The organism is Rhodopirellula sp. J20-39 (assembly GCF_057365095.1).
In genome coordinates this window covers 748856-770668 of the sequence record NZ_CP195123.1, presented here as the reverse complement: position 1 = coordinate 770668, position 21813 = coordinate 748856, and the positions used below count along the sequence as shown (strand labels likewise).

Annotated in this window: 16 protein-coding genes; 9 read left to right on the top strand and 7 right to left on the bottom strand. The window is 55.1% G+C overall.

Annotated features, from left to right (window positions below; translation table 11 throughout):
• The first annotated feature begins 41 nt into the window (after positions 1-41).
• The gene (locus tag ACR3ZL_RS02495) at positions 42-569 is read left to right on the top strand and encodes a hypothetical protein (protein WP_473649459.1); all 528 of its coding nucleotides are present in this window, start codon (positions 42-44) and stop codon (positions 567-569) included.
• A gap of 46 nt (positions 570-615) precedes the next feature.
• Here the strand turns inward: ACR3ZL_RS02495 and ACR3ZL_RS02490 are convergent, their stop codons facing one another.
• On the bottom strand, positions 616-1086 hold the full coding sequence (locus tag ACR3ZL_RS02490; RefSeq protein WP_473649460.1) for a DUF305 domain-containing protein: 471 nt from the start codon (positions 1084-1086) through the stop codon (positions 616-618).
• A 236-nt stretch (positions 1087-1322) separates the two neighbouring features.
• Between ACR3ZL_RS02490 and ACR3ZL_RS02485 the strand changes: the two genes are divergently transcribed.
• On the top strand, positions 1323-1874 hold the full coding sequence (locus ACR3ZL_RS02485; RefSeq protein WP_473649461.1) for an RNA polymerase sigma factor: 552 nt from the start codon (positions 1323-1325) through the stop codon (positions 1872-1874).
• Positions 1875-1882: 8 nt separating this feature from the next.
• Here the strand turns inward: ACR3ZL_RS02485 and ACR3ZL_RS02480 are convergent, their stop codons facing one another.
• Entirely contained in the window at positions 1883-3565 is a 1683-nt protein-coding gene (locus ACR3ZL_RS02480) for a TolC family protein (RefSeq protein WP_473649462.1), read from the bottom strand.
• Positions 3566-4618: 1053 nt separating this feature from the next.
• Here ACR3ZL_RS02480 and ACR3ZL_RS02475 point away from each other — a divergent pair.
• The 4 genes from ACR3ZL_RS02475 to ACR3ZL_RS02460 all read left to right on the top strand — a co-directional run bounded on the left by ACR3ZL_RS02475 (position 4619) and on the right by ACR3ZL_RS02460 (position 12053).
• Positions 4619-6562, top strand: coding sequence for a heavy metal-binding domain-containing protein (locus ACR3ZL_RS02475; RefSeq protein ID WP_473653427.1), 1944 nt, complete (start codon positions 4619-4621; stop codon positions 6560-6562).
• Positions 6559-7089 (top strand): four helix bundle protein, encoded by a 531-nt coding sequence (locus ACR3ZL_RS02470; RefSeq protein ID WP_473649463.1) that lies wholly within the window; start codon positions 6559-6561, stop codon positions 7087-7089. The genes ACR3ZL_RS02475 and ACR3ZL_RS02470 overlap by 4 nt, the downstream gene beginning before the upstream one ends.
• Positions 7082-10651 carry an efflux RND transporter permease subunit gene (locus ACR3ZL_RS02465; RefSeq protein WP_473649464.1) on the top strand — a complete coding sequence of 1190 codons (3570 nt, stop codon included), beginning with the start codon at positions 7082-7084 and terminating at the stop codon, positions 10649-10651. Before ACR3ZL_RS02470 ends, ACR3ZL_RS02465 begins: the two co-directional genes overlap by 8 nt.
• A 244-nt stretch (positions 10652-10895) precedes the next feature.
• On the top strand, positions 10896-12053 hold the full coding sequence (locus tag ACR3ZL_RS02460) for a hypothetical protein (RefSeq protein WP_473649465.1): 1158 nt from the start codon (positions 10896-10898) through the stop codon (positions 12051-12053).
• A gap of 505 nt (positions 12054-12558) precedes the next feature.
• Here the strand turns inward: ACR3ZL_RS02460 and ACR3ZL_RS02455 are convergent.
• The 5 genes from ACR3ZL_RS02455 to ACR3ZL_RS02435 form a co-directional block, all read right to left on the bottom strand.
• The gene (locus tag ACR3ZL_RS02455) at positions 12559-13143 is read right to left on the bottom strand and encodes a transposase (protein ID WP_473649466.1); all 585 of its coding nucleotides are present in this window, start codon (positions 13141-13143) and stop codon (positions 12559-12561) included.
• Between the two features lie 113 nt (positions 13144-13256).
• Positions 13257-13535, bottom strand: a complete 279-nt coding sequence (locus tag ACR3ZL_RS02450; protein ID WP_473649467.1) for a metal-sensitive transcriptional regulator — start codon at positions 13533-13535, stop codon at positions 13257-13259.
• A gap of 74 nt (positions 13536-13609) precedes the next feature.
• Entirely contained in the window at positions 13610-15127 is a 1518-nt protein-coding gene (locus tag ACR3ZL_RS02445) for a multicopper oxidase domain-containing protein (protein ID WP_473649468.1), read from the bottom strand.
• A 125-nt stretch (positions 15128-15252) separates the two neighbouring features.
• Positions 15253-16707, bottom strand: coding sequence for a TolC family protein (locus ACR3ZL_RS02440; protein ID WP_473649469.1), 1455 nt, complete (start codon positions 16705-16707; stop codon positions 15253-15255).
• A gap of 206 nt (positions 16708-16913) precedes the next feature.
• A complete protein-coding gene (locus tag ACR3ZL_RS02435) occupies positions 16914-19325 on the bottom strand; it encodes a heavy metal translocating P-type ATPase (RefSeq protein ID WP_486173188.1) in 2412 nt (803 codons plus the stop codon).
• 130 nt (positions 19326-19455) lie between these two features.
• Here ACR3ZL_RS02435 and ACR3ZL_RS02430 point away from each other — a divergent pair, with 130 nt between their 5' ends.
• From ACR3ZL_RS02430 to ACR3ZL_RS02420, 3 genes are all read left to right on the top strand, one after another.
• Positions 19456-19788 (top strand): four-helix bundle copper-binding protein, encoded by a 333-nt coding sequence (locus tag ACR3ZL_RS02430; RefSeq protein ID WP_473649470.1) that lies wholly within the window; start codon positions 19456-19458, stop codon positions 19786-19788.
• 317 nt (positions 19789-20105) lie between these two features.
• Positions 20106-20252 (top strand): hypothetical protein, encoded by a 147-nt coding sequence (locus ACR3ZL_RS02425; RefSeq protein WP_473649471.1) that lies wholly within the window; start codon positions 20106-20108, stop codon positions 20250-20252.
• Between the two features lie 655 nt (positions 20253-20907).
• Positions 20908-21696 carry a helix-turn-helix transcriptional regulator gene (locus ACR3ZL_RS02420; RefSeq protein WP_473649472.1) on the top strand — a complete coding sequence of 263 codons (789 nt, stop codon included), beginning with the start codon at positions 20908-20910 and terminating at the stop codon, positions 21694-21696.
• Positions 21697-21813: the final 117 nt, after the last annotated feature.

Sequence of the window (21813 nt, the reverse complement as noted above, 5' to 3'; positions counted from 1 at the left end):
ACTGACACGATTTTTCACTCAACTACCCAAGGACCATTTCCATGAAAACTCGAACCACATTTGCATCGTTGCTCGCAATCGCTCTACTCGTCGGCTTCGTCGGCTGCAAACAAGAGGTAGCGCAATCGACAACTGATACACCGACCGCCTCCGACGATCATGACCATGTCGAAGGAGAGCCACTGGATGACCACAGCGTCGCCGGCCACGGTCACGGCACGGGACCACACGACGGCGTCATCGCCGACTGGGGCGGTGGGAAATACCACGTCGAGTTCACGGTCGATCATGACAAAACTCAAGCAACCGTGTACGTGCTCGGCAACGACGAAAAGACAGCGACGGCAATCAACGCAGCAGAGATCGAAATGAGCATTGTCGACCCCGAAATGCTTGTGACACTCAAGGCCTCGCCGCTGGAAACCGATCCCGCCGGCAAGTCATCACGCTACATCGGAACCCACGAAAAACTTGGCGTTGTAAAGGAATACGAGGGAACGATGACCGGCGTCGTTGACGGCACACCGTACTCAGGCGATTTCAAGGAGGAATCGCATGATCATGATTGATGCAATACCGTCATAGAATTTAAGCCGATGAAGACTAAACACATCGCTATCTCGATACTAAATCGGTCGACGGTTTGGCTTCCAGGTCCGCGATCAATTGCTTCATCTCGGCGATCTCTTTCTTTTGCGTTTCGATGATCTCGTCGGCCACTTGGCGGACTCGGGGGTCGCTGATCTCGGCTCGTTCGCTGGTCAGGATCGCGATCGAGTGGTGCGGGATCATGGCTTTCATCCATGACACGTCTTGGACCGTTTCTTGGCTGCGGACAAGCCAGATTGCTCCCAGGAAAACGACCACACTGGTCGCAAATATACCGGTGTTGGCTTTCCTGTTTCTGTACATACCGAGCATGAACCCGAGCATGATCATCGCCATCGTGGCTCCCATCAGGAAGGCCATGTATAAGCGAGTCTCGCTCCAGTAGACGTGATCGAAGGCGTAGGTATTCAAGTACATCAAGCCATACATTACAGCGGTGGACGTTGCGATCATGCCGACGAATAGCTTGTAAGACATTGGGTGTTCTCCTGTGTGACCCGAACCGGATGTCGATAGCGAGTTCCGGTTCAGGTGATCTGGATTCATTGATTGCGAGCCTGAACCGGGCAGCAAGCCACGTGCCAAAAGACTCCTCGATGGGTGTCACACTTGCAGTCCTGTTCTGGGATCTGAGTAATGCACCCTGAAACTCGCATGAGAGGAGAATCCCACACCTACCGCCCATCTGTTTACCCCCGGTGGGTATCGCTAGAATGCCGACAATGGAGCCTTCGCATGAAAAGTCCGCACATGATTCGATTAACGCCCCGACGGTACAAGCCGGTGCGGCCGGTGATCGACGTGCGCTGCGGGAGATCTACGAAGCGACCAGCGATCGGGTGTATCGGTTGATGGTTCGGATGGTCGGCGTCCAAGATGCCGACGATCTAACGCAGCAGGTATACGTGCAAGCGTTCTCGAAGCTCAGCCAGTTTATCGGCGACTCGAAATTCGAGACTTGGTTGTATCGACTGGCGACCAATGAGGCCTTGCAGCACCTGCGGCGGGAAAAGCACCGGCGGACGAGCGAGTTAGCAGTCGAGCCAACCACACCGCAAAACGATTCTATCGAACAAGACGAACGCGCCGACCTTGTCCGCCAAGCACTCGCCGCCGTCGACCCTGAATTACGAGCGATCTTCACGCTCAAAGAAGAGAACGGGTTGTCTTATCAAGAGATCGCCGCGACGCTCGACATCCCCGAAGGAACTGTCGGTTCAAGATTGAATCGTGCACGGCGTGAGTTGCGGAAGTTGCTGCCGTAGCAACCGCGTTAGGGGCAGCCTACTGTTCGATCGAGTTGAGCGATGGTACCGGCCAGTGCGGCGTCGATGCGGGCTAGTTGGGTCTCGAACATCAAGAGTTCGCGGTAGGTTTCGATCAGCGTGAAGAAGTCGGTGCGTTTGCCTCGGTAGTCGGCGATCGACAGTTTCAGTGTGTCTTCGGTGCGCGGGATGATGCGGTCTTGGTAGATGTCGCGCTGTTCGACCAATGCGTCCGCCTGCACGATCAGGCGACGGATCTTGCCATATAGCTCGTCGCGTTCGGCTTCTAGGCGGCGGGTCGTGCTACTGCGACGGTGGGCTGCTTCGCGGATGCCCGCATTAATCTTCTCTCGCCAGATCGGCAACGTCGTGCCAAAGCTGATGCTGACGTTGTCGTGACCGTTTGCGACGCCACTAAGTACGTTATGATCGTCACTGACCAAGCCCCAGTTCAAACCAACGCTGAAATCAGGATATTGCTGTAAGCAGGCGAGCTGCTCCTTTTCGCGATCGCGTTGGATTTCCCATGTCAAACCACGCAGCTTCGGATTGCACTGTTCGGCTTGAGCGATCAACGATTCGATTTGCTGAGGTGTGTCGGTGATTTCAAGTTCGTGGGATGTTTCAGGAAGCAGGCCGACGGGTTGTTGCAAGAGTGTGGCGAGGTCGGCTTGGGCGACCTGCTTCTGTTTGCGAAGCGTGATGAGTTTGTCGTCGAGGCGATCCGTTTCCAGTTGAGCACGGAGCACATCCTGTTGCGAACCGCCGCTGCGGTAGCGAGCTTCGGCAACATCGGTGAGGTCGGCGACCAGATCTTTGGTCTCTTCGATGATCGAGATCGCTCGGGTTGCGAACCAGACTTCGTAGTACGCCAGTCGTACGGACTCGGTGACTTCACGAGCGATCGCGTCGACTTCTGCTTGAGCCATCTGGACTTCGCGGCTGGCAATGACCGCTTTGGTCTTCAGTTTGTCTGGAAACGGCACCATCTGGTTGACCGACATTTGATTGCCAACACGGCCGGCGGCCGTTTGCAAGGCTTGGTCGTGGAACGGCCAAAATGTGTTATTGAAAGTCGGATCGGGTAACGCTTTCACTTGCGGGATGACACTGCTTGCTGCAGCAACCCGTTGGCGTGCGGCTAGGATTTTGGGGTGACGCGATAATGCGGTGTTGACGAAGTACTCGACGGGGAAGCCAGTGGGGGAGTTGAAAGAGGGGGAGACAAGGAGATTGGCAGACACGGAGTCGTCCTCATTCCTATTGTCTTCTCCGCTCCTTGTCTCCGTGTCTCGCTCCTCTCCCTGACTCCCCCTCACCCCATCTTCTCTCGGCGGGTCAAGCTGCAAGAAATCGCCGAAGCTGCGATCCGTCTTCTCTTCGGGCGGTTGGGCGAACACGGCAGGCGATGCGACGAAGAGGCCGTCGTTGTAGCCGGCTACCTGGACAGGAGTAGATGACGGCTGAGCGATCACTTGGTTCCAATCAACGTCACTCAGGACGTTGGGTTCCGGAGCCAAATCCTGGATCGGTTGCGCGGCAACAGCGGCCATATTCGGCGTCGCCGGCGACGCTTTTGTCAACGAAATGCCACGCTTGGAGGCGCAGCCAGATACTGTCGCGGCAATAATGGCGGCTAGTAAAAGGCGTTTGGCGTGCTTCGTATCGGGCGTTCGCAATTGCCAATCCATGGCGTCCGAGTCCTAATGAGCTATAATGCAGCAGTCAAAGTTTGCCCAACCGGTTAATTCCTATTGAACAATTCGGCCAGATTTCCGATACAGTTCATATACCGGGCATGGGTATACTTTTCGGAAGGTTACAGTGAGCAACTCCCCCCTAATTCGTACCGCCGTCAATCTTTGTCTGATCGCTGCAATAGTGATTCAGCCAATGGCGATCGTGGCTGCGCAAGGGACATGTGCTCAAGACTCTCGATTCGGCTCGTGTTGCGAGACCCAAACAGTCTGTCACGCTTGCAAATGCTGTGAAGTGAGAACTGATCGTGATCTTTGCGGTTGCTGTAGTGGCAAGGTGGAAGACGCTGGCAGTTGTTGCGCGAAAAAATCCGAGCGGCCAAAGCACGATGAGTTGGTCGGCGAAATTTCCGACGTTGTGCTAGAGCCGTCGGTAGCGGAAGTCGTGTCATCGTGCATGTGCGGCGTTCACTCCGAACCTGTCGCACCGTTGCCCCATAGAGTTCCGGCTCCTCAAGTTCGCAGCTTCGTGGTGATTGCGTATTTGGATCATGCCGCAACCGATACTGGTCTTGCGGTTCGTTCAATTCCGGCGACAGCGCGTTCGCCGATCGGCGACCTCTCACCGCATTTCTCTCAGCGGTTTCTTTGCATCTGGCGTATTTAACGCCGTCTTTATAGGAGAGCTGCGCGCTCGCAGTTCTCTGACTTCCTGTTGGCTTTCAAGCGAATGATGCTGCGCGCTCATTGGTTACGAAGCCCATCCAGATGCATTCCCTACGCGATTCGATCGCGTCACCCTTGTTCAATTTTTGGTCGCATTCGTGCGCCGTGAGAGCCTTTATGAGTGAAGATAGAAAAGAAGTGAAGGAGGTGGGAGTGAAGGAGTCGCGGAGTGAGCAAGACAAGGAGACAAGAAGCGGTTTAGACACAGGCAAACAGAAAAGCTCCGTGTCTCCCCCACTCCCAGACTCCCCCACTCCCAACTCCCCATCTTCCAACTCCCCATCTTCTTCGAGCGGAGCGAGATGGCTCGTGCGCACTGGAGTGCAAGCGGCCACGGTCGTCGTTGTCGTCGGGCTGATCTTCTTTCTGCTTGGAGTCGCACAGCGAACGAAGTGGTTGACGGCGGATGGCTTCTCCGGCGGGCAAGGCGAAGCGGTCGCGGAAGCCGGCGGCGAAGACAAGCGATACATCTGTCCGATGATGTGTACGCCACCATCAACCGAACCGGGTCGATGCCCTGTTTGTGCGATGGAACTGGTCGAAGCGACTGGTGGCGGAGGCGGCGATGGCATCTCGGTCACGATCGAAGCATCCGCTCGGCGATTGGTCGGTATTCAAACCGCGATGTCGAAGATGGGCGAAGTCAATCGCACGATCCGCACTATTGGCTCGATCGACTTTGATGAAAGCCGCTTGTCGACCATCAGTGCCTACATCGACGGCCGTTTGGAAAAGATGTACGCCAACTATGCCGGTGTGAAAGTCAACGAAGGCGACGACCTTGCGTTGATCTACAGCCCGCAGCTTTACACCGCTCAGACCGAGTTCATCACGAGCATGAACAGCGATGGCAAGATTGGGCGTTTTCAGATTTCCGGTGGCAACCTCAACCAGATGGCCCGCGAAAACTTGACTGAGCTGGGCATGACCGAAGGCCAAATCGACATGTTGGCAAAGTCCGGTAAGCCAATGTCACGTATCCGCATCAAATCGCCTCAAAGTGGCACCGTGATCGAAAAGTCGGCTGTCGAAGGCGACTACGTGAAGACCGGGCACAAGCTCTACCGCGTCGCTGACCTGAGCAGCGTTTGGTTGATGCTTGATCTGTTCCCCGACGATGCTTCAGCCGTTCGGTTCGGCCAACAAGTGGAAGCCGAAATTCAGTCGATGCCCGGCGAAGTTTTCACGGGCCGCGTTGCGTTCATAGACCCTACCGTCAATCCGACAACGCGCACCGTGCAGGTGCGTGTGGAGATCATGAACTTCGACGGCAAATTGCGACCGGGCGACTACGCGACCGCTCGCGTGACTGTACCCGCAATCCCGATGGACGAGGTTTACGATCCGGCGCTGTCTAACAAGTACATCAGCCCCATGCACCCGCAAGTGATCCGTAACGAACCGGGGACATGCCCTTTGTGTGACATGGACCTCGTGCCGACATCGGAACTTGGCTTCGCGTCGGAGCCATTACCCATGCAGCAAGTCGTAACAGTCCCTCGCGACGCAGTTTTGCTAGCCGGTGGAAACAGCGTGATCTATGTCGAAACGGAACCGGGGCGGTTTGAGATTCGCCGCGTCACTGTCGGCCCGATGAATCGGAAAGAGGCTGTGATCGTCGAAGGTTTGTCCGCCGGCGAGACCGTTGCGACGGGCGGTAACTTCCTAATCGACTCGCAAATGCAACTTGCCGGCAATCCGTCACTCATGGACCCAACGAGGGCCCCGAGCTATTCACCAGGACCGCTTAGATTGCCCGATGTAACACCAGTGATGTTGGCTTCCGAGCCGGGTAAGTCCTTTGACGGAGCGTACGAAGCCTACTTTGAGATCCAACGGGCATTGGCCGCTGATCAGACTCCTCCGCCTGTCGCGCTGAACACGCTGATTGAAGGCCTTCGCAATCTTGAGTTGTCGGCTGCCGTTCCCGATGAAGCCCAACGCAAGTTCGCAATCGCCCGTCGCGCGGCATCACGCATGGATGGTTCGCTTGAAACGGCTCGTGAAGCCTATCGCGGTGTCAGCCACGCAATGCTGCGAGCCGCCACGGTCGCTCGCGGTCCGAAGACGGCCGTGGAGCTGACGCACTACTACTGCCCCATGGTTCCCGGCGGCGGAGGCGATTGGATGCAGCCCGGCGGGCAGTTGGCGAATCCGTATTGGGGTAGCGAGATGCTGACGTGCGGGGAATTAGTGGAGGAGATGGGAGTTGGGAGTGGGAAGAAGCAGGTTGCTGCTGGTGATTCATTGAGAGGTGTGAAATGAGTGAGCAAATAAGGACGCATCGAGATTTGATCGTTTTCCAAAAGTCGTTCGCGGCAGGGAAACGGATTTTTGAATTATCGCGATCGTTTCCGAGGGAGGAGATGTACTCGTTGACTGATCAAGTTCGACGTTCGTCTCGAAGTGTAAGCGCGAATATCGCAGAGGCTTGGCGGAAACGCCGCTACGAAAAACACTTCTGTAGCACGTTGAACATCGCCGAGGCGGAAGCCGCTGAGACGCAGGTTTGGATTGAATACGCGGCCGCACATGGCTATCTCGACGCTGATACGACAAAACAGGCTGTTGAGTTTTACGATGAGATCTTGCGAATGATCGTCTCGATGATTCACGGATCGTCCAAGTGGTGCGTCGGACTCAGCGGGGGAAAACAGACTGGAGTGAAGGAGAACGAAGAAACGTATCGACTTGATAATGACTTTCCATCAATCGACCAACAATCACTCCTCACTCCGACCTCCCAATCTCCCACCTCCTTCACTCCCACCTCGGAGCGAAGCGATGCTTAACTTCATCATCCGCTTTTGCGTGAAAGAACCTTGGCTCGTCGTTCTACTGACAATCGGACTGAGCGTCGCTGGTTGGGTCAGTTTCAAGTCGATCCCGATCGACGCAATTCCGAACATTGGCGAGAACCAAGTCATTGTGTTGACGCCGTGGCCGGGACGGTCGCCCAAGGACATCGAAGACCAAGTGACGTATCCGCTCAGCGTTTCGTTGCTGGCTGTGCCGGGTGCTGAATCGGTGCGTGGCAAGAGCATGTTCGGTTACAGCTTCGTTCAGGTCACGTTCAAAGACGAAATCGACTTCTATTGGGCACGCAGCCGCGTTAGCGAACAACTCGGTAGTGCCGCATCGCAGTTGCCCGATGGCGTTGTCCCGCAGCTAGGCCCGGATGCAACGGGACTGGGGCAGATCTACTACTACACGCTTGAGCCGCCTGAAGAAGGGTTGGGGCTAGCAGAACTGCGCAGCATGCAAGACTTTGTGGTGAAGTACGAATTACAAGCCGTCGAAGGCGTCAGCGAAGTGGCCTCGATTGGTGGCTACGTGCGTCAGTACCAAATCGAAGTTGATCCCGACAAACTTCGCTTCCATGGCGTTTCGGTCGACAAACTGGCGATGGCGATCAAGGGATCGAACTTGGATGTCGGCGCGAAGACCGTCGAAACGACCGGCATGGAATTCATCGTTCGCAGCAAAGGCTTCCTCGGCTCGGACGGCGACAAAAACAAAGCGGTCGAAGACATCGAGGACACGGTCATCATGCAACGCGACGGCGTTCCCGTTCGCGTCCGTGACATTGCGAGCGTCCAGATCGGTCCAGACTTCCGCCGTGGGGCGTTAGACTACAACGGAGCCGAAGCCGTCGGCGGTGTCGTCGTGATGCGATACGGCGAAAACCCACGCGTCGTGATTGATCGAGTGAAAGAGAAGATCGCCGCGATCACGCCGTCGCTCGGGGGCGTGACGATTCATGGCGTTTACGATCGCAGTGGCTTGATTGATGAAACGATGGCGACGCTGACACATGCGTTGCGTGACGAAATCATCATCACGGCGATCATCATCCTGCTGTTTTTGTTGCACATCCGCAGTAGTTTCGTTGTCGCGATTTGTTTGCCCGCAGCCGTCCTGATGTCGTTTATCGCGATGCGAGTGGTTGGCGTCGGTGCGAACATCATGTCGCTGGCGGGGATTGCAATCGCGATTGGAACGATGGTCGACATGGCGATCATCGTGTCGGAGAACGTGTACCAGCATTTGGCGGAGTGGGAGACGGGAGCTGGGAGTCGGGAGGTGGGAGTAGGGGAGTCGAAAGAGTCAGCAATCTCCCAACTCCCCACTCCCAACTCCTCTACTAAATCGCGAAGCGATGTCGTCTACGAAGCCACGGTCGAGGTCGCACCGGCCGTGGTGACCGCGGTGGCGACAACCATTGTCAGTTTTCTGCCGGTCTTTTTCCTGACGGGCCGCGATTACAAGCTGTTCTCGCCGCTTGCCTACACCAAGACGTTCGCGATCGCCGCCGCGATGATCGCTGCGGTCACGATCGTGCCAGCGTTGTGCCGGCTGATGCTACGCAGTTCGGTCCGCCGCAAGAGCACCGCTCTGGTTGCAGGTCTTTCGCTGGCCGGTTTGCTCGGTTCGGCCTCGCACTTCATGTGGGGATCACGATTGGCCGAGCGTTTTGACATCGAGACTTGGATCGTCACCGTGGTCGCAACGATCGTCGGATTTGTTGGCGGTTGGCAATTGATGAGAGAACGGATTCGTCCTATCGAGGAGATTCCGTCGAGCCGTTTCGTTCGTTTGATCTATGCGGCACGGTTGCGTCATGCTCTCAATCACAAAGCCTTCGCATTGTCGTTTCCGCTGATGCTGCTTGTGATCGGCGTCGGAGCTTACGTTGGTATGCCAACGGTGCTGCGTCCGCTCGAGAAGGTTGCAAATCTGTTCGGAGCCGAACTGAATGACTTTCCTGGCTACGTCGATGCCAAGCACGTCTTCACCGGTTTGCAGAGCGATGACTGGATCGCGCTCGACGAGGGAAGCTGGTTCTACATGCCGACGCTCTATCCGGCGGCCAGCTTCTCGCAGGCAATGCAGGTTTTGCAGACGCAGGATGTGTTGATCGGACAGATTCCCGAGGTCAAAGACGTGCTGGGCAAGATCGGTCGTGTTGAATCGGCCCTCGACCCCGCCCCCGCGTCCATGGTCGAAACCTACGTGATGCTCAAGCCCGAAAGCGAATGGCGAGAAGGCGTCACCGCTCGCGACGTGTGGGACGAGATCAATCGCGTCGCGACGCTCCCCGGCGTCACACCAGCCTCAGCCCTTCAACCAATCGAAGGCCGTGTCGTGATGTTGCAATCCGGCATCAAGGCACCGATGGCGATTCGCGTTTATGGTGACAAATTGGACACGCTCGCCGATGCCGCGATGAATGTTGCCACCGAGTTGAAAAAGTCGCCGCTGATCAACGCGGGCACGGTCAATCCCGACATCGTGCTCGGCAAACCTTACGTCGAGTTCACGGTCGATCGCGAGTCCGCGTCGCGGTATGGCATGAACGCGGCGATGGTCAACCAAGTCATCGAAACGGCGCTCGGCGGAATGAACTTGATCAAAACGGTCGAAGGCCGCGAACGATACCCTGTGCGTTTGCGATACAACCGAGATCTTCGCGAACAAATAGATGGACTAAAACGCCTGCCAGTCGTCACGCACTCCGGTGCCGTTGTTCCCTTGGAAGAACTCGCCAAGTTGGAAACGACCTGGGGACCGGGTGCCATCAATAGCGAAAACGGCCGGCTCGTTGCCCACGTCTCTTTCATGACAAACGGCTTGAAGGGAGACTTGGAGTCGATCGAGGAGATTGAGGAGCAGTTGAGGAAAGCCCAGTCGGGAGCTGGGAGTCGGGAGCTGGGAGAAACCAATGCTCCCAACTCCTCCACTCCCAACTCCCCCACTCTCAACTTACCCGCCGGCTATTCGCTCGAAGCCGTTGGCAGTTTCCGCAATCAAATCGAAGCGAACCTCCGTTTGATTTGGATCATTCCATTGGTCATCTGCATCAATTTGCTGTTGATCTACATGGAGTTTCGCAACTTCGCGATCTCGCTAGCAGTTTTCTCGGGCATCCCCGTTGCCTTCGCCGGCGGCATGATCGCGGTCGCAACAATGGGTGTGGAACTCAATACTGCGGTCTGGGTCGGCTTCATCGCACTGTTCGGCCTCGCCGTCGATGATGGTGTCGTGATGGCGACCTATATCCATCAACTGCTCAAGAAACGAAAAGTCGAGTCAGTCGACGACATCCGCAACACGGTCTACGAAGCCGGCCTGAAACGCATTCGACCGTGCATGATGACAACCGTGACAACGCTGGCTGCGCTCGTCCCAGTCTTGATTGCAACCGGCCGCGGTGCCGACGTGGCCCGCGCGATGGCGATCCCAGTGTTCGGCGGAATGCTAGCCGAGCCGTTCACGTCGTTCATCGTGCCGACGCTGTATTGCGGCTATCTGGAATTGAAGATGCGATTCGGTTTTCAAGACGAGCTTTTTTAAGAAGAAGAGTTGGGAGTAGGGGAGTTGGGAGAAGGGGAGAGAAATCAACTTGTCCTGACTCCCTGACTCCCTGACTCCCTGACTCCCTGACTCCCTGGCTCCCTGACTCCCAACTCCCAACTCCCAACTCCCAACTCCCAACTCCCAACTCCCAACTCCCAACTTTTTTCCAAACAAACCAATGAAGAAAACCCAAACCCAAGCATCAAACTCACCAACAACCTCTACGAAAAGGAGTTCTCCTATGAAACGAACACTCATCATCACCGCTTGCTCGCTCGCGATGTCCGCATCGACTGCGTTTGGGCAAACCACCCAATCGCAAAACGACCATGCCGGTCACAATCACGCGATGCCCGGCATGACGAAGGCTCGCGAGGTTACTCAGGCGGGACGGCATGGCGGCAGCGTGAAGCAAACCGGCAATCTTCAAATCGAAACCATCGTTTCCCAAGGCGGCATGCAAATGTTCGTCTACGATCGCACCGGTAAGCCGGTGTCGGTCGATCAAGGACGCGGTGCCGTCTCAGTTCGAGTTGAAGGCAACGCGAAACGCTATCGCTATGATCTGCTGCCCGACGGCAAGGGAGCTTTGACGGCACCGGTGAACTTGTCGCAGCTCGCCGGCCGGCAAATCGACGTGGATATTCAATTGGTGGGCATCACCGCCAGTACGGTGAGCTTCAACGAAGTCGCCACGGTCCCAGCCAGCGAGCAACAACTGGCCGCCGCTGCGATCGCACGCCAGAAGATCTGTCCCGTCAGCGGCAAGCCGCTGGGCAGCATGGGTGATCCGGTCGCCGTCGATGTGAACGGACAAAAACTCTACGTCTGCTGTTCCGGTTGCGTCAGCACGGTCAAGTCAAACCCAACAAAGTACGCCACCGGTCGCCCGCAAATCACGGTCACCACGGCAACTCAAGCGGATGCGGCCGGAATCGCCGCCCAGAAGGTTTGCCCGGTGATGGATGAACCGCTCGGCGGAATGGGCACACCGATCAAAGTGATGGTCGGTGACAAGCCGATCTACCTGTGCTGCAAAGGTTGCATCAAGAAGATCCAAGCCGAACCGGCAAAGTACCTGGCAATGGTCTACGGTGAAGAAAAGATGGGGAGTGGGGGCGTTGGGAGTGGGGGAAACTATGTTCCCGCCGGGATGGAAGTGGTTCGTGAAGGGGTGTTCAAGGTTACGCAGGCTGACCAACTATTCATCGCCGCGCAAAAGAAATGCCCGGTGATGGATGAGCCGCTCGACGAGATGGGTGGACCCTACAAGGTGAACGCGGCCGGCAAAGCGATCTACATCTGCTGCCCTGGTTGCGCAAAGAAGATCGCCGCAGAACCGCAAAAGTGGTTGGCTGTCTTGAAGTCAAAAGGAGTCGAAGCTCCGATGATTAAGTAAGGGAGATTGGGAGTGGGGGAGATCGGGAGCAAGTTGTTCTCCCAGACTCGCCCACTCCCAACTCCCCATCTCGCTTTCGCGGGGGCGGTGTCGCGTCTGATTCACGCAAGTGATGACGTCACCACGCCGTCCCTGCCTTTATTGTATCTGGCTCATGACAAGGGCGTCGTCATAAAATCTCAATTGGAATCCTACGCCACCGCTGCACTTATAGGCACCACATTACTATCCACCGGATGCCAACGATTGGTGATGCTCTTCGACGAGAACGGCAAGGGTGAATCTCTTGGTAGCGGCAGGAACAAACGCCGTAGCGGAAGCCGTCAAGACTTTCGATCAGCATGGAACACAATCGAAACTACCGAACAACTCCAAAGCATTTCGATACGTGACGCCGTCACTTCTTCACGGCGATCTCTAAGATTCACATCGGCCACTGTCTGTAGCGGAAGTCGTCAAGACTTTTTCCAGTATCGAACAAGATCGAAACTCTTGACGAGTTCCGCTACGAGTACTTCGGGTCTGGTTTGCGGAAACACTCCGTTCGTCGCAAGTAAGAAAGCGTTGTCCAGACTTCATCCCAGCCCTCGTCACTGAACAATCTCACCAACGGTGCGCCCGGCTGCAAACATCCCGTGTACGGATAGGAAGCAAGCTCATCAACGCCGATGATCTGCTTGCGTTCTGGGTTTCGAGCGATGTACTCTGAAACTGCTTCGATCGCGTTTTGCTCCAGTTCGTCATCTTGGAGCACGTGATCGTACGGCTGCTTTTGGAATTCAAAGCCGATGCGTCGGAGACTTTCGTTCATGTTCTTGCGAAAGTTCTTCATTGCCAGGAGTTGGTCAGATTGAGGTGCAAGCCCGGTCCACAGCATGTGGATGTGATCCGGCATCAGGCAGTAAATCGGACAGGCGATCTGGTACCGAAACGCGGTGTGCGTGAGTAGTTCGCGGAAGCGATACAACAACTTGCTGCTAAGCCAACCCGTCTTTCGAGCTTCGATCGTTAGAATCCAGTGAACCCAAGCTTCGCCGCGATAGAATTCGGGCGGCAGACGTTTCAAGCGGTCAGGACGTTCGACGGACATCCCAAAATGGTAGTGGAAGTCGTCAAGACTTTCTTTGCTTCCCTGAAATCGAAACTCTTGACGAGTTCCGCTACGGTTCTGAGATCGAAACTCTTGACGAGTACCGCTACGGTTCAGTCGGAGTATTTGCGGAAAATCTTGATCAGCTCTGCGATCTTCTCATCGCGATCGGCCGCGTCACCGCTCTCGATCGCATCGCTCACACAGGACTTGATGTGCTGCTCCAAAACGATCTGCCCGACCTTATCCAATGCTCCCGTCGCGGCCGACAACTGCATTAGAATGTCGACGCAGTACTCTTCGTCCTCGATCATACGCCCAACCGCCTCGACTTGCCCGATGACACGTCGAAGTCGGTTGTTGAGCTTCTTTTTCTCGTCTTCTGAAAGCATTCGCAGGAGCTTTGGAAAGGCAGGTTTCGCAGGGTTTCAGATTTTACCCTCAAAACGGCTCCGCGGTTAGTCCGCTACATCTTCATTCCAGGCATCATCTTCTTGCCGGAATTGTACTTGGAGATGTCTCCGAATCGCTTCACGATCTCGGTAAAGACCTCGCCCGGTTCTACAAGGTCGTCGGTTTCCATCACCTTGTGGTACAAATCCTCGGGCATCACTCGCAGCGTTGTCATCAGACCCATCACCGCCATTTCGGCCATCGGCCGCATGCCCATCATCTCACGACGCGAGCCAATCTTCTTCATCATCGCATCGGACATGTTCATGCCCTTCATCTCTTGCGGGTAGCCGGGTGTCCCGAAGCCAGGGTCTTGGCGAGTCGAATCAACGGCGGGTCTGGAATCAAGGTTGGCGAGGTAATGGTCCACCGAAGTGTTCTTTCGCATCCGCGGCCCGACCTGCTCAGTCATGTGGTTCATCATGTGATGAACCATGTGGCAATGGAACATCCAGTCGCCAGGATTGTTCGCGATGAATTCAAAGTCGGTCGCCTGTGCAATGCCTACCAGTTCGGTGTTGCGAGGAATCCAAGCAGAATGTGGGGTGCGGGCACCCTCGCGACCGGTCAGCCAAAATGTGTGACCATGAAGGTGGATGGGATGGTGCTGCATCGGTGCAAAATTCATGATCCGAACTCGCACACGCTCGCCGTGCTTGACAACCAGCGGTGTCGTGTAGGGACCGCTGCGACCGTTGATCGTGTGCCAGTTCCAATCCATCTTCCAACTGTCGGCGATATTTTGCGAACTGTCGATGAAGAAGTTTTGAAAGATCAATCCGAAGTCGCGGTCCACTGGCGGATCAAAAACTTTCTTAGGATGGACGATGAACCAGCCAACCATTCCAAACGCTTCCTGCATCGGCACGTGCGAGTGGTAGAAAAACGTGCCTTCTTCGTGTACGTCAAACTCGTAAACAAAAGTCTCACCCGGCTTGATCGGTTCTTGGCAAAGCTCCGACGCACCATCCCACTGAACCGGAAGTTCCAAGCCGTGCCAATGCACATACGTGTCTTCGGGTAGTTCGTTGGTAACAACAAACCGAACTCGATCTCCTTGGGTGACTTCGATTGTCGGCCCCGGCATGCTGCCGTTGTAGCCGTACACATTCATCTCATAGCCGGGTAGAAACTCTCGCTTGACCGCCATCGGAACAAGTTGAAACTCCTTCACTCCGCCAACCATCTTGTAGGGAAGCTTATCCAAATCAGGAGCTTCAAAAGGAGCCGGGCCATCAGACGCCGGCCGGAAACCCGGCATCATCTTGCCAAGGTAATAGTCACTGTTCGGATCGTTGCCGCGGGACGGCTTGAATCGCGAATACCCATCGTATTCAGCCTGGACTTCCGAGTCGGCCGGCATCTGGGGCGTTGCGTGCTCGCCATGCTGATGCGAGGACATTCCTTTCATGTCCATTGGCATCGGTTCTTGGGCCTGGACGTTCCTTCCAAGCAAATTCCCAACGACTCCCGTCGCAGCAGCCAGTGATCCGGCGGTCAAGAAACGTCGGCGGTCTTCGGTGTTTGACATTTTTCTTCTTCGTTTCAGTTTCTGAACTTCTGTGAACCAGGAAGTGGGGGAGTCGGGAGTGAGGGAGTCAAGGAGATTTGTGTTGTGAGCAAATGCTTTCTCCCAACTCCCAACTCCCCCACTCACTACCTCGGCTTCGGAACCGCATCAATATGTCCCGGTGGAACTGGGCCTTCGGCAGCCATCAGACCACCGTCGAGTAGGAAACCGTTGATCATCGTTTCCTGTTGCCGAACGTGCTTGAACTGATCAATCTGTTCCATTCTGGCTTGAAAGTAGTCGCGTTGACCTTCCAACACATCCGGCCAAGCAATTCGGTTGTCTTTGTAGCTGACAAGCAACTGTCGATAAGCCGCCCTCAGTTCGGGGATCACCACGCGATCGTACTCCGTGGCGTGTTGCAAAGCGGTAGCATAGGTCCGATAGGCTGAAGCCAAATGTTCTTTCAAATGCAATTCCAATCGCTGAATCTCGAATTGCTGACGTCGCAAGTCTTGGCACGCTTGACGAATCGTTCCCTGGTTTCGATCGTAAATCGGCAGCTCAATTTGGACGCCCGCGTTGTAGACGTCGTCGCCATTGCTGAAGTTGTAACCGGGTCCGCCCTGGATCGTGATGTCTGGAATCCACTCCACTTGCTCTCGACGGACGGTCGTTTGGTCCACTCGTAATTTTGCTCGCGCGGCCAACACCTCAGGACTTTCCGCAATCAACCGAGCTAGAACAGTGTCGAATGACTCCAATGCATTGCTCGGACGCAACTCACCCTCGGTTGAGCCAATGGAAAGCGGTACGCCGACGATGGCGGACAGTCGCCGCAGCGCGTCGCGATACTCATTTCCAGTCGCCATGCGTTCCAAACGCTGTTTTTGCAGCATGACGTTGGCTCGTCGAACGTCCGTCAAATTGGCTTGGCCTTGGTTAAATTGCTTCCGAGTCGTCACTGCACCGTCCTCGGCCGTCTTCTCAAGCTCTTGCTGGAGTTCGAGTCGCATCGAAGCCGCTAATGCTTCAATGAATTGAACTTCGACGGCATTCGTGACGCGGTACGTCTGGGCAATCGCGAGGTGTTCGGAAACATGCGCGCGTTGGCGGTATTTCAAACGACTCAGTTGCAGTTTGCCAGCCGTTACGAAACGCTGAGAAACCTCAAATCCCTGAAACTCCCCGGCACTTCCGTCGCTACCAATCTTTTCGCCGACGTACATCAAGACTGGGTTGGGATATAGACCTGCCTGCAACGCCTTGGAAGTCTCCGCCGAAACGTGCAATCTCGCTTGCTGGATGGTTGGATTGTTTCCTGCCGCCAGAGCCAAGACGGTTTCGAGCGTATGAATCTCGACCGTCGCGTCGTCCGCGTAGTCATACGCCGTGTCGAAATCTGCAAACCCACTTGGCATGTCTGGCAAAGGCGGCAAGTCGCTCTCGGGAAGAACTTGGTCGTCGACACCACCAAGTGACTGTGTCATCGACTGACCCATGCTCATCATCTGCCCCATCGAGGCTTCCTGAGCAACTGCCGTTTGATAAGTCGTTGTCGCTGTCACTGCGATCAACAATTGAAGTAGCTTCCGTTTCATAGATTCCGAATCCCTGGAATGATGCCGAGTCCTATTCCAACTTTCGGCAACATACCCATGCAGGGTATAGCACCGAATGGTCGGAGTCGTCGCGCGATTGGATTGCACTCCGCTTGTAACGATTAGGCAAGATTTGCTTGTGCCAGAAAACGCCCAGGCTTTACGATTGCGTTCGCCGAGAATCTTGACGAATTCCGCTGCAAGAATCAGGTGAGTTTCGCGGCCCGCAGTCTTAACGCATTCGCAATCACCGACACGCTGCTAAAACTCATTGCTGCCGCTGCAATCATCGGACTAAGCAATACGCCGAAGAACGGATAGAGCAACCCAGCTGCGACCGGGATTCCCAGTGCGTTGTAGATGAAAGCGAAGAACAAGTTCTGGCGAATGTTACTCATCGTTTTTCGGCTCAGATTGGCAGCCGCCACAACTCCGCGAAGATCGCCACCGACGAGCGTGACGCCCGCAGATTCAATCGCAACGCCTGTCCCCGTGCCCATGGCGATGCCTACATTCGCTTCGGCAAGTGCAGGAGCGTCATTGATCCCATCACCACACATCGCAACCGTTTTGCCCTCCTGCTTTAGCTTGCGAACGAAGTCATGCTTTTCCTCGGGCGAAACCCCAGCATGAAACTCGTCGATACCCAGCTTTGATGCGACTGCCTTCGCGGTCGGTTCGGCGTCGCCGGTTAGCATCACCACCTTCAATCCGAGTTCGTGCAACGTCTTCAACGCTGCCGGCGTGCTTTGCTTGATCGGGTCAGTGATTGCGAGAATTGCCGCCAGCTTGTTGTCGATCGCCACAAACACAACCGTCGCCCCTTCGGCCTGATGCAATCCCGCTTTTTCCCGTCCCGCATCGACTCCCTCGATGCCCTGTTCGTCCAGCAAGTCAGCCTTGCCAATCAACACGTCATGATCATCGACGCGAGCTCGAACTCCGCCACCGGTGATACTGTTGAATTCACTTGCCTCCACAACTTGCAACTCATCCGCCTTTGCACGGCGAACGACCGCCTGAGCCAACGGATGTTCGCTCTGTGCTTCAACTGCGGCAGCCAACGTCAACACATCGTTTTCATTCCAATCACCGAACGTCTCGACGCCAGTCACTTCCGGCCGTCCTTGCGAGAGTGTGCCGGTCTTGTCGACGACGATCGTGTCTACTTTCTCCATGACCTCAAGGACTTCTGCGTTCTTGATCAGCACACCTTCCTTTGCACCGCGGCCAACACCCACCATCACCGACATCGGCGTCGCCAGCCCCAACGCGCAAGGACATGCAATGATCAACACTGCAACGGCCGCTACGAATGCATGAGCCAGTTGCGGCTGCGGGCCGAACACCGCCCATCCGATGAATGCCAGAATCGAGCAGACGATCACCGCTGGCACAAAGTATCGAGCGACCACATCGACCAGTTTCTGAATCGGCGCACGACTTCGTTGAGCGTCCGCAACCATTTGCACGATGCGGTTGAGAACCATGTCCCCGCCAACGCCGAGGGCTTCCATCACAAGCGCACCGGTCTGGTTCAACGTTCCGCCGGTGATTTTGTCGCCCTCGACTTTTTTCACAGGCATTGGCTCGCCGGTCAACATCGACTCGTCAACGCTGCTGGATCCGCTGACCACTTTCCCATCGACTGGAACTTTCTCACCGGGGCGTACTCGCAACCGATCACCCTTGTGTACTGAATCGAGCGAGACGTCTTCCTCGCCATCGTCTGTGATTCGGTGTGCCGTATCGGGAGCGAGCTTCATGAGTTCGCGAATCGCTCCGCCAGTCTGCTGACGTGCTCGAAGTTCCAGCACTTGCCCAAGCAACACCAACGTGATGATCACCGCCGCCGCTTCAAAATAAAGAGGCGGAACACCGTTCTCGAAGAAGGCTTCTGGGATCACCCCTGGAAGCAGCACCACGACCAAGCTGAACAAGTACGCAGCCAGAGTTCCCACCGCAATCAGCGAGAACATGTTCAAGTTCATTGTGCGAAACGACTTGGCTCCGCGAACCAACAATGGCCAGCCGCACCAGAAAACTACTGGCGTCGCGAGGACCAATTGCAACCAACCGAACATCGTCTGGCTCATCCAGTCCGCTACTCGTAAACCCACCATCGGCCCCATCGCGATCACGAGCAGTGGCACCGACAACGCGACGCCAACCCAGAACCGACGTTTCATGTCGGCGTACTGTTCGTCATCACCTTCATCAGTGGCCGAAACCACCTTCGGCTCTAGATCCATCCCGCAGATCGGGCAATCACCAGGTCCAACCTGTTCAATCTCCGGATGCATTGGGCAGGTGTAGAGAGACTGGGAGGTGGGAGAGGGGGAGTCGGGAGAAGCTGCAGGTGGTCTGATATTGGCCTTAGTGGTCGCTGACGGTCCATGCCCGCCGCAACAGGAATGCTCCCGACTCCCAGTTCCCATCTCCCCCTCTTTTTTCGCTCGTATTTCCAGCGCGCCCGCAGGATCATCCAGAAACTTATCCAAGCATCCATCGCTGCAAAATACGTAGTGTTTTCCTTGGAATTCCAACGAACGTGGACCGTCTACAGGCACCTTCATCCCGCAAACCGGATCCGTTGCTGTGATTTGAGTGGTGGCCATCGCTGTTCCTGTGGTGTCATTTTGGCAATACGTCACATACCCCCTAGTGGTATGCAAGTTGCATTCCGTTTGGACAGCGGCAACGGAGCCGCAATCACTTTCAAATGACCATTCTTTCAGGAGAATCCAAATGAGTAATGCCACTGCATCAAGACAAGACTGCATCGAAAACTGCCGGGAATGCCAAACGACCTGTGCAGACATGTTGACCAGCCACTGCCTGTCCGAGGGCGGAGATCATGTGGAGCAAACGCACGTCAAGCTGATGCTCGATTGCGTCGCAGCGTGCAACGCTTGTATTGATTTCATGTCACGCAACAGCGACTACCACTCGCACTACTGCCAAGCATGCGCTGAAATTTGTAAGGCATGTGCGGACAGTTGCGAGAGGGTCGGCAACATGAACAAGTGTGTGGATTGCTGCCGCAAATGCCACGAAAGTTGTTTGGCAATGGCTGGCTAATCTGGATCAGAATATCACCTCAAACACGCTGGCATTCTCAGATAGGAATGTCAGCGTTTCACTTCATCGCTCTGCACTCTCGGTCCCACGACTGGACTTGATCTATTCGACATTTCAAATACGCGATCGGAGCAAGCAGGGCTGCAGGTATAGATCTAAGTATTCATCAAACGTTTTTGGCCCACTAAGGTGACCTAGATTTTGAGGTCCACGCGAATCCTTAAACCGAAAAGAACTCAAAAAATTGCAGACGCCACGAACGACCAAGCCTCAAGCCAAGCCTGGGTGACGTACTTACACCGACGACATCAAACGCGATGCAGTTGCCATGCTGCTCGATGGTCTCTCAGCGAACTCGATTCGGGATCTCCGGTACGAACCTGCTCTACCGCTGGAAGAAGCAGCAAGGCGAATCGACCGGGCCAGACGACGAGGTGTTCGAAACCCTGTTTCCGAGTGCGTAATCTGTCGCAAACTGATCTGCAACACCATCGACTCACCCGTCGAGGCAGGTAACCGAATTTGATCATCTGCAGCACAACTACGACGCCAGTAAGTACACGGAAGAAAAGTCGGGCTGGAATATCACTCATAACAAACACGAATTACCGGCCGAATCTCGCAGGCGGCGGATCGACCAAGGATCTTTCGAAGTCGCCAAGGACACCATCGTTAATTACAAGTTTCCCGATCCTGATCGCATCGTTGGCAACTTCCGTAATGATGCTGAGCTGAAAGGACGCACCATGCTGCTGGAAGCGAAGCTATAGGGGATGCGATCACGTTCGGCGTTCGCACTAAAAAAGTGGTTAATAAACGAGTCTCATACGAAACCGACAGTTATTGGTATCCCCGACTGCTGCGACTCCGCGTCAACTTCTCTCACTCAATAATAGAAGACCAACATCGGTGTTAGATCCAACGAACTAATACTGCTACAACCGAAATGAACTTATAACAAGTCTCAGCGCTTTGGAGATTTGCATGTGTCACCTCTTCGTGCAGATAACGTAGCGTTCGAGTATAATCGCTTGATTTTGGGCGAAAATCGACGAGCCAGTACGCGTCGCTCTTCCATTAGCACGTCCTCGTCAAAACTTTTTCTATTGTTAAGTTCCCATGGTATTTTCGCCTGTTGTCTTCGACAAGCTCGTTCAGTTGTGGGATGAGCTTGAAGCATTCCCTGTCGACAAAGCGACGGAAGCTAATGTTCACCTGATGAAGACGCTATCGGATTGGCTGGACGCCGACTACGCCTACTGGTGCGGACTGCTACGGATTGCAGATGGGAGTCTGTCGGACATGGACCCGCTAGGCGGATGGCGAGTCCGGGTCCACGAGCCTTATAAATTGCCGGCAGTCTACCAGGAACATCGTCAAGAACTACTTGAGAATCAGCATCTTGCGGAGACGGTGGGTACCGCTTCGATCGCGATTATGAAAGATGCGGGCAACTTTCGCATCCGACTTCTGCGGGAATTGGTTGATCTTTCTGCCTACGAGAGTTCGACACATTTTGAGAAGTATCAAATGCCTTATGGCCTCACTGATCGAGTGTACGTTATCACACCAGTAAACGAAGACACAGAGTCTTGTTTCTGCTTCGAATTAGCAGGTGAAGGTAGGCGATTCGAAGCTAGGGAGACGGAATTGGTGGGTACGGCTTTGCGAAGCGTGCGATGGTTCCAACGGCGATTATTTCTTAGCCACGGGTTGGTAGTAGGTGACGAGATTCTTAGCGAGATGGAGCGTCGCATCGTGCTGCTGCTACTGACTGATAAATCGGAGAAGGAAATTGCGGCCGAAATCGACCGCGCTACTTCGACGACTCACAACTACGTGACAGGCATCTATCGGAAATTCGGTGTCAACAACCGAGCTGGTTTAATGGCCATTTGGCTTGGCTAGCGTTTGCCGCGCAGTCTGATTAGACCGTTGCACCTGCGAATCCTCGTCTTAGAGTGAACAGTTGATAGAACGCCAGCACTCCGGCGCTTCTCAATTTTCCGGTAGTGGCAACGACCT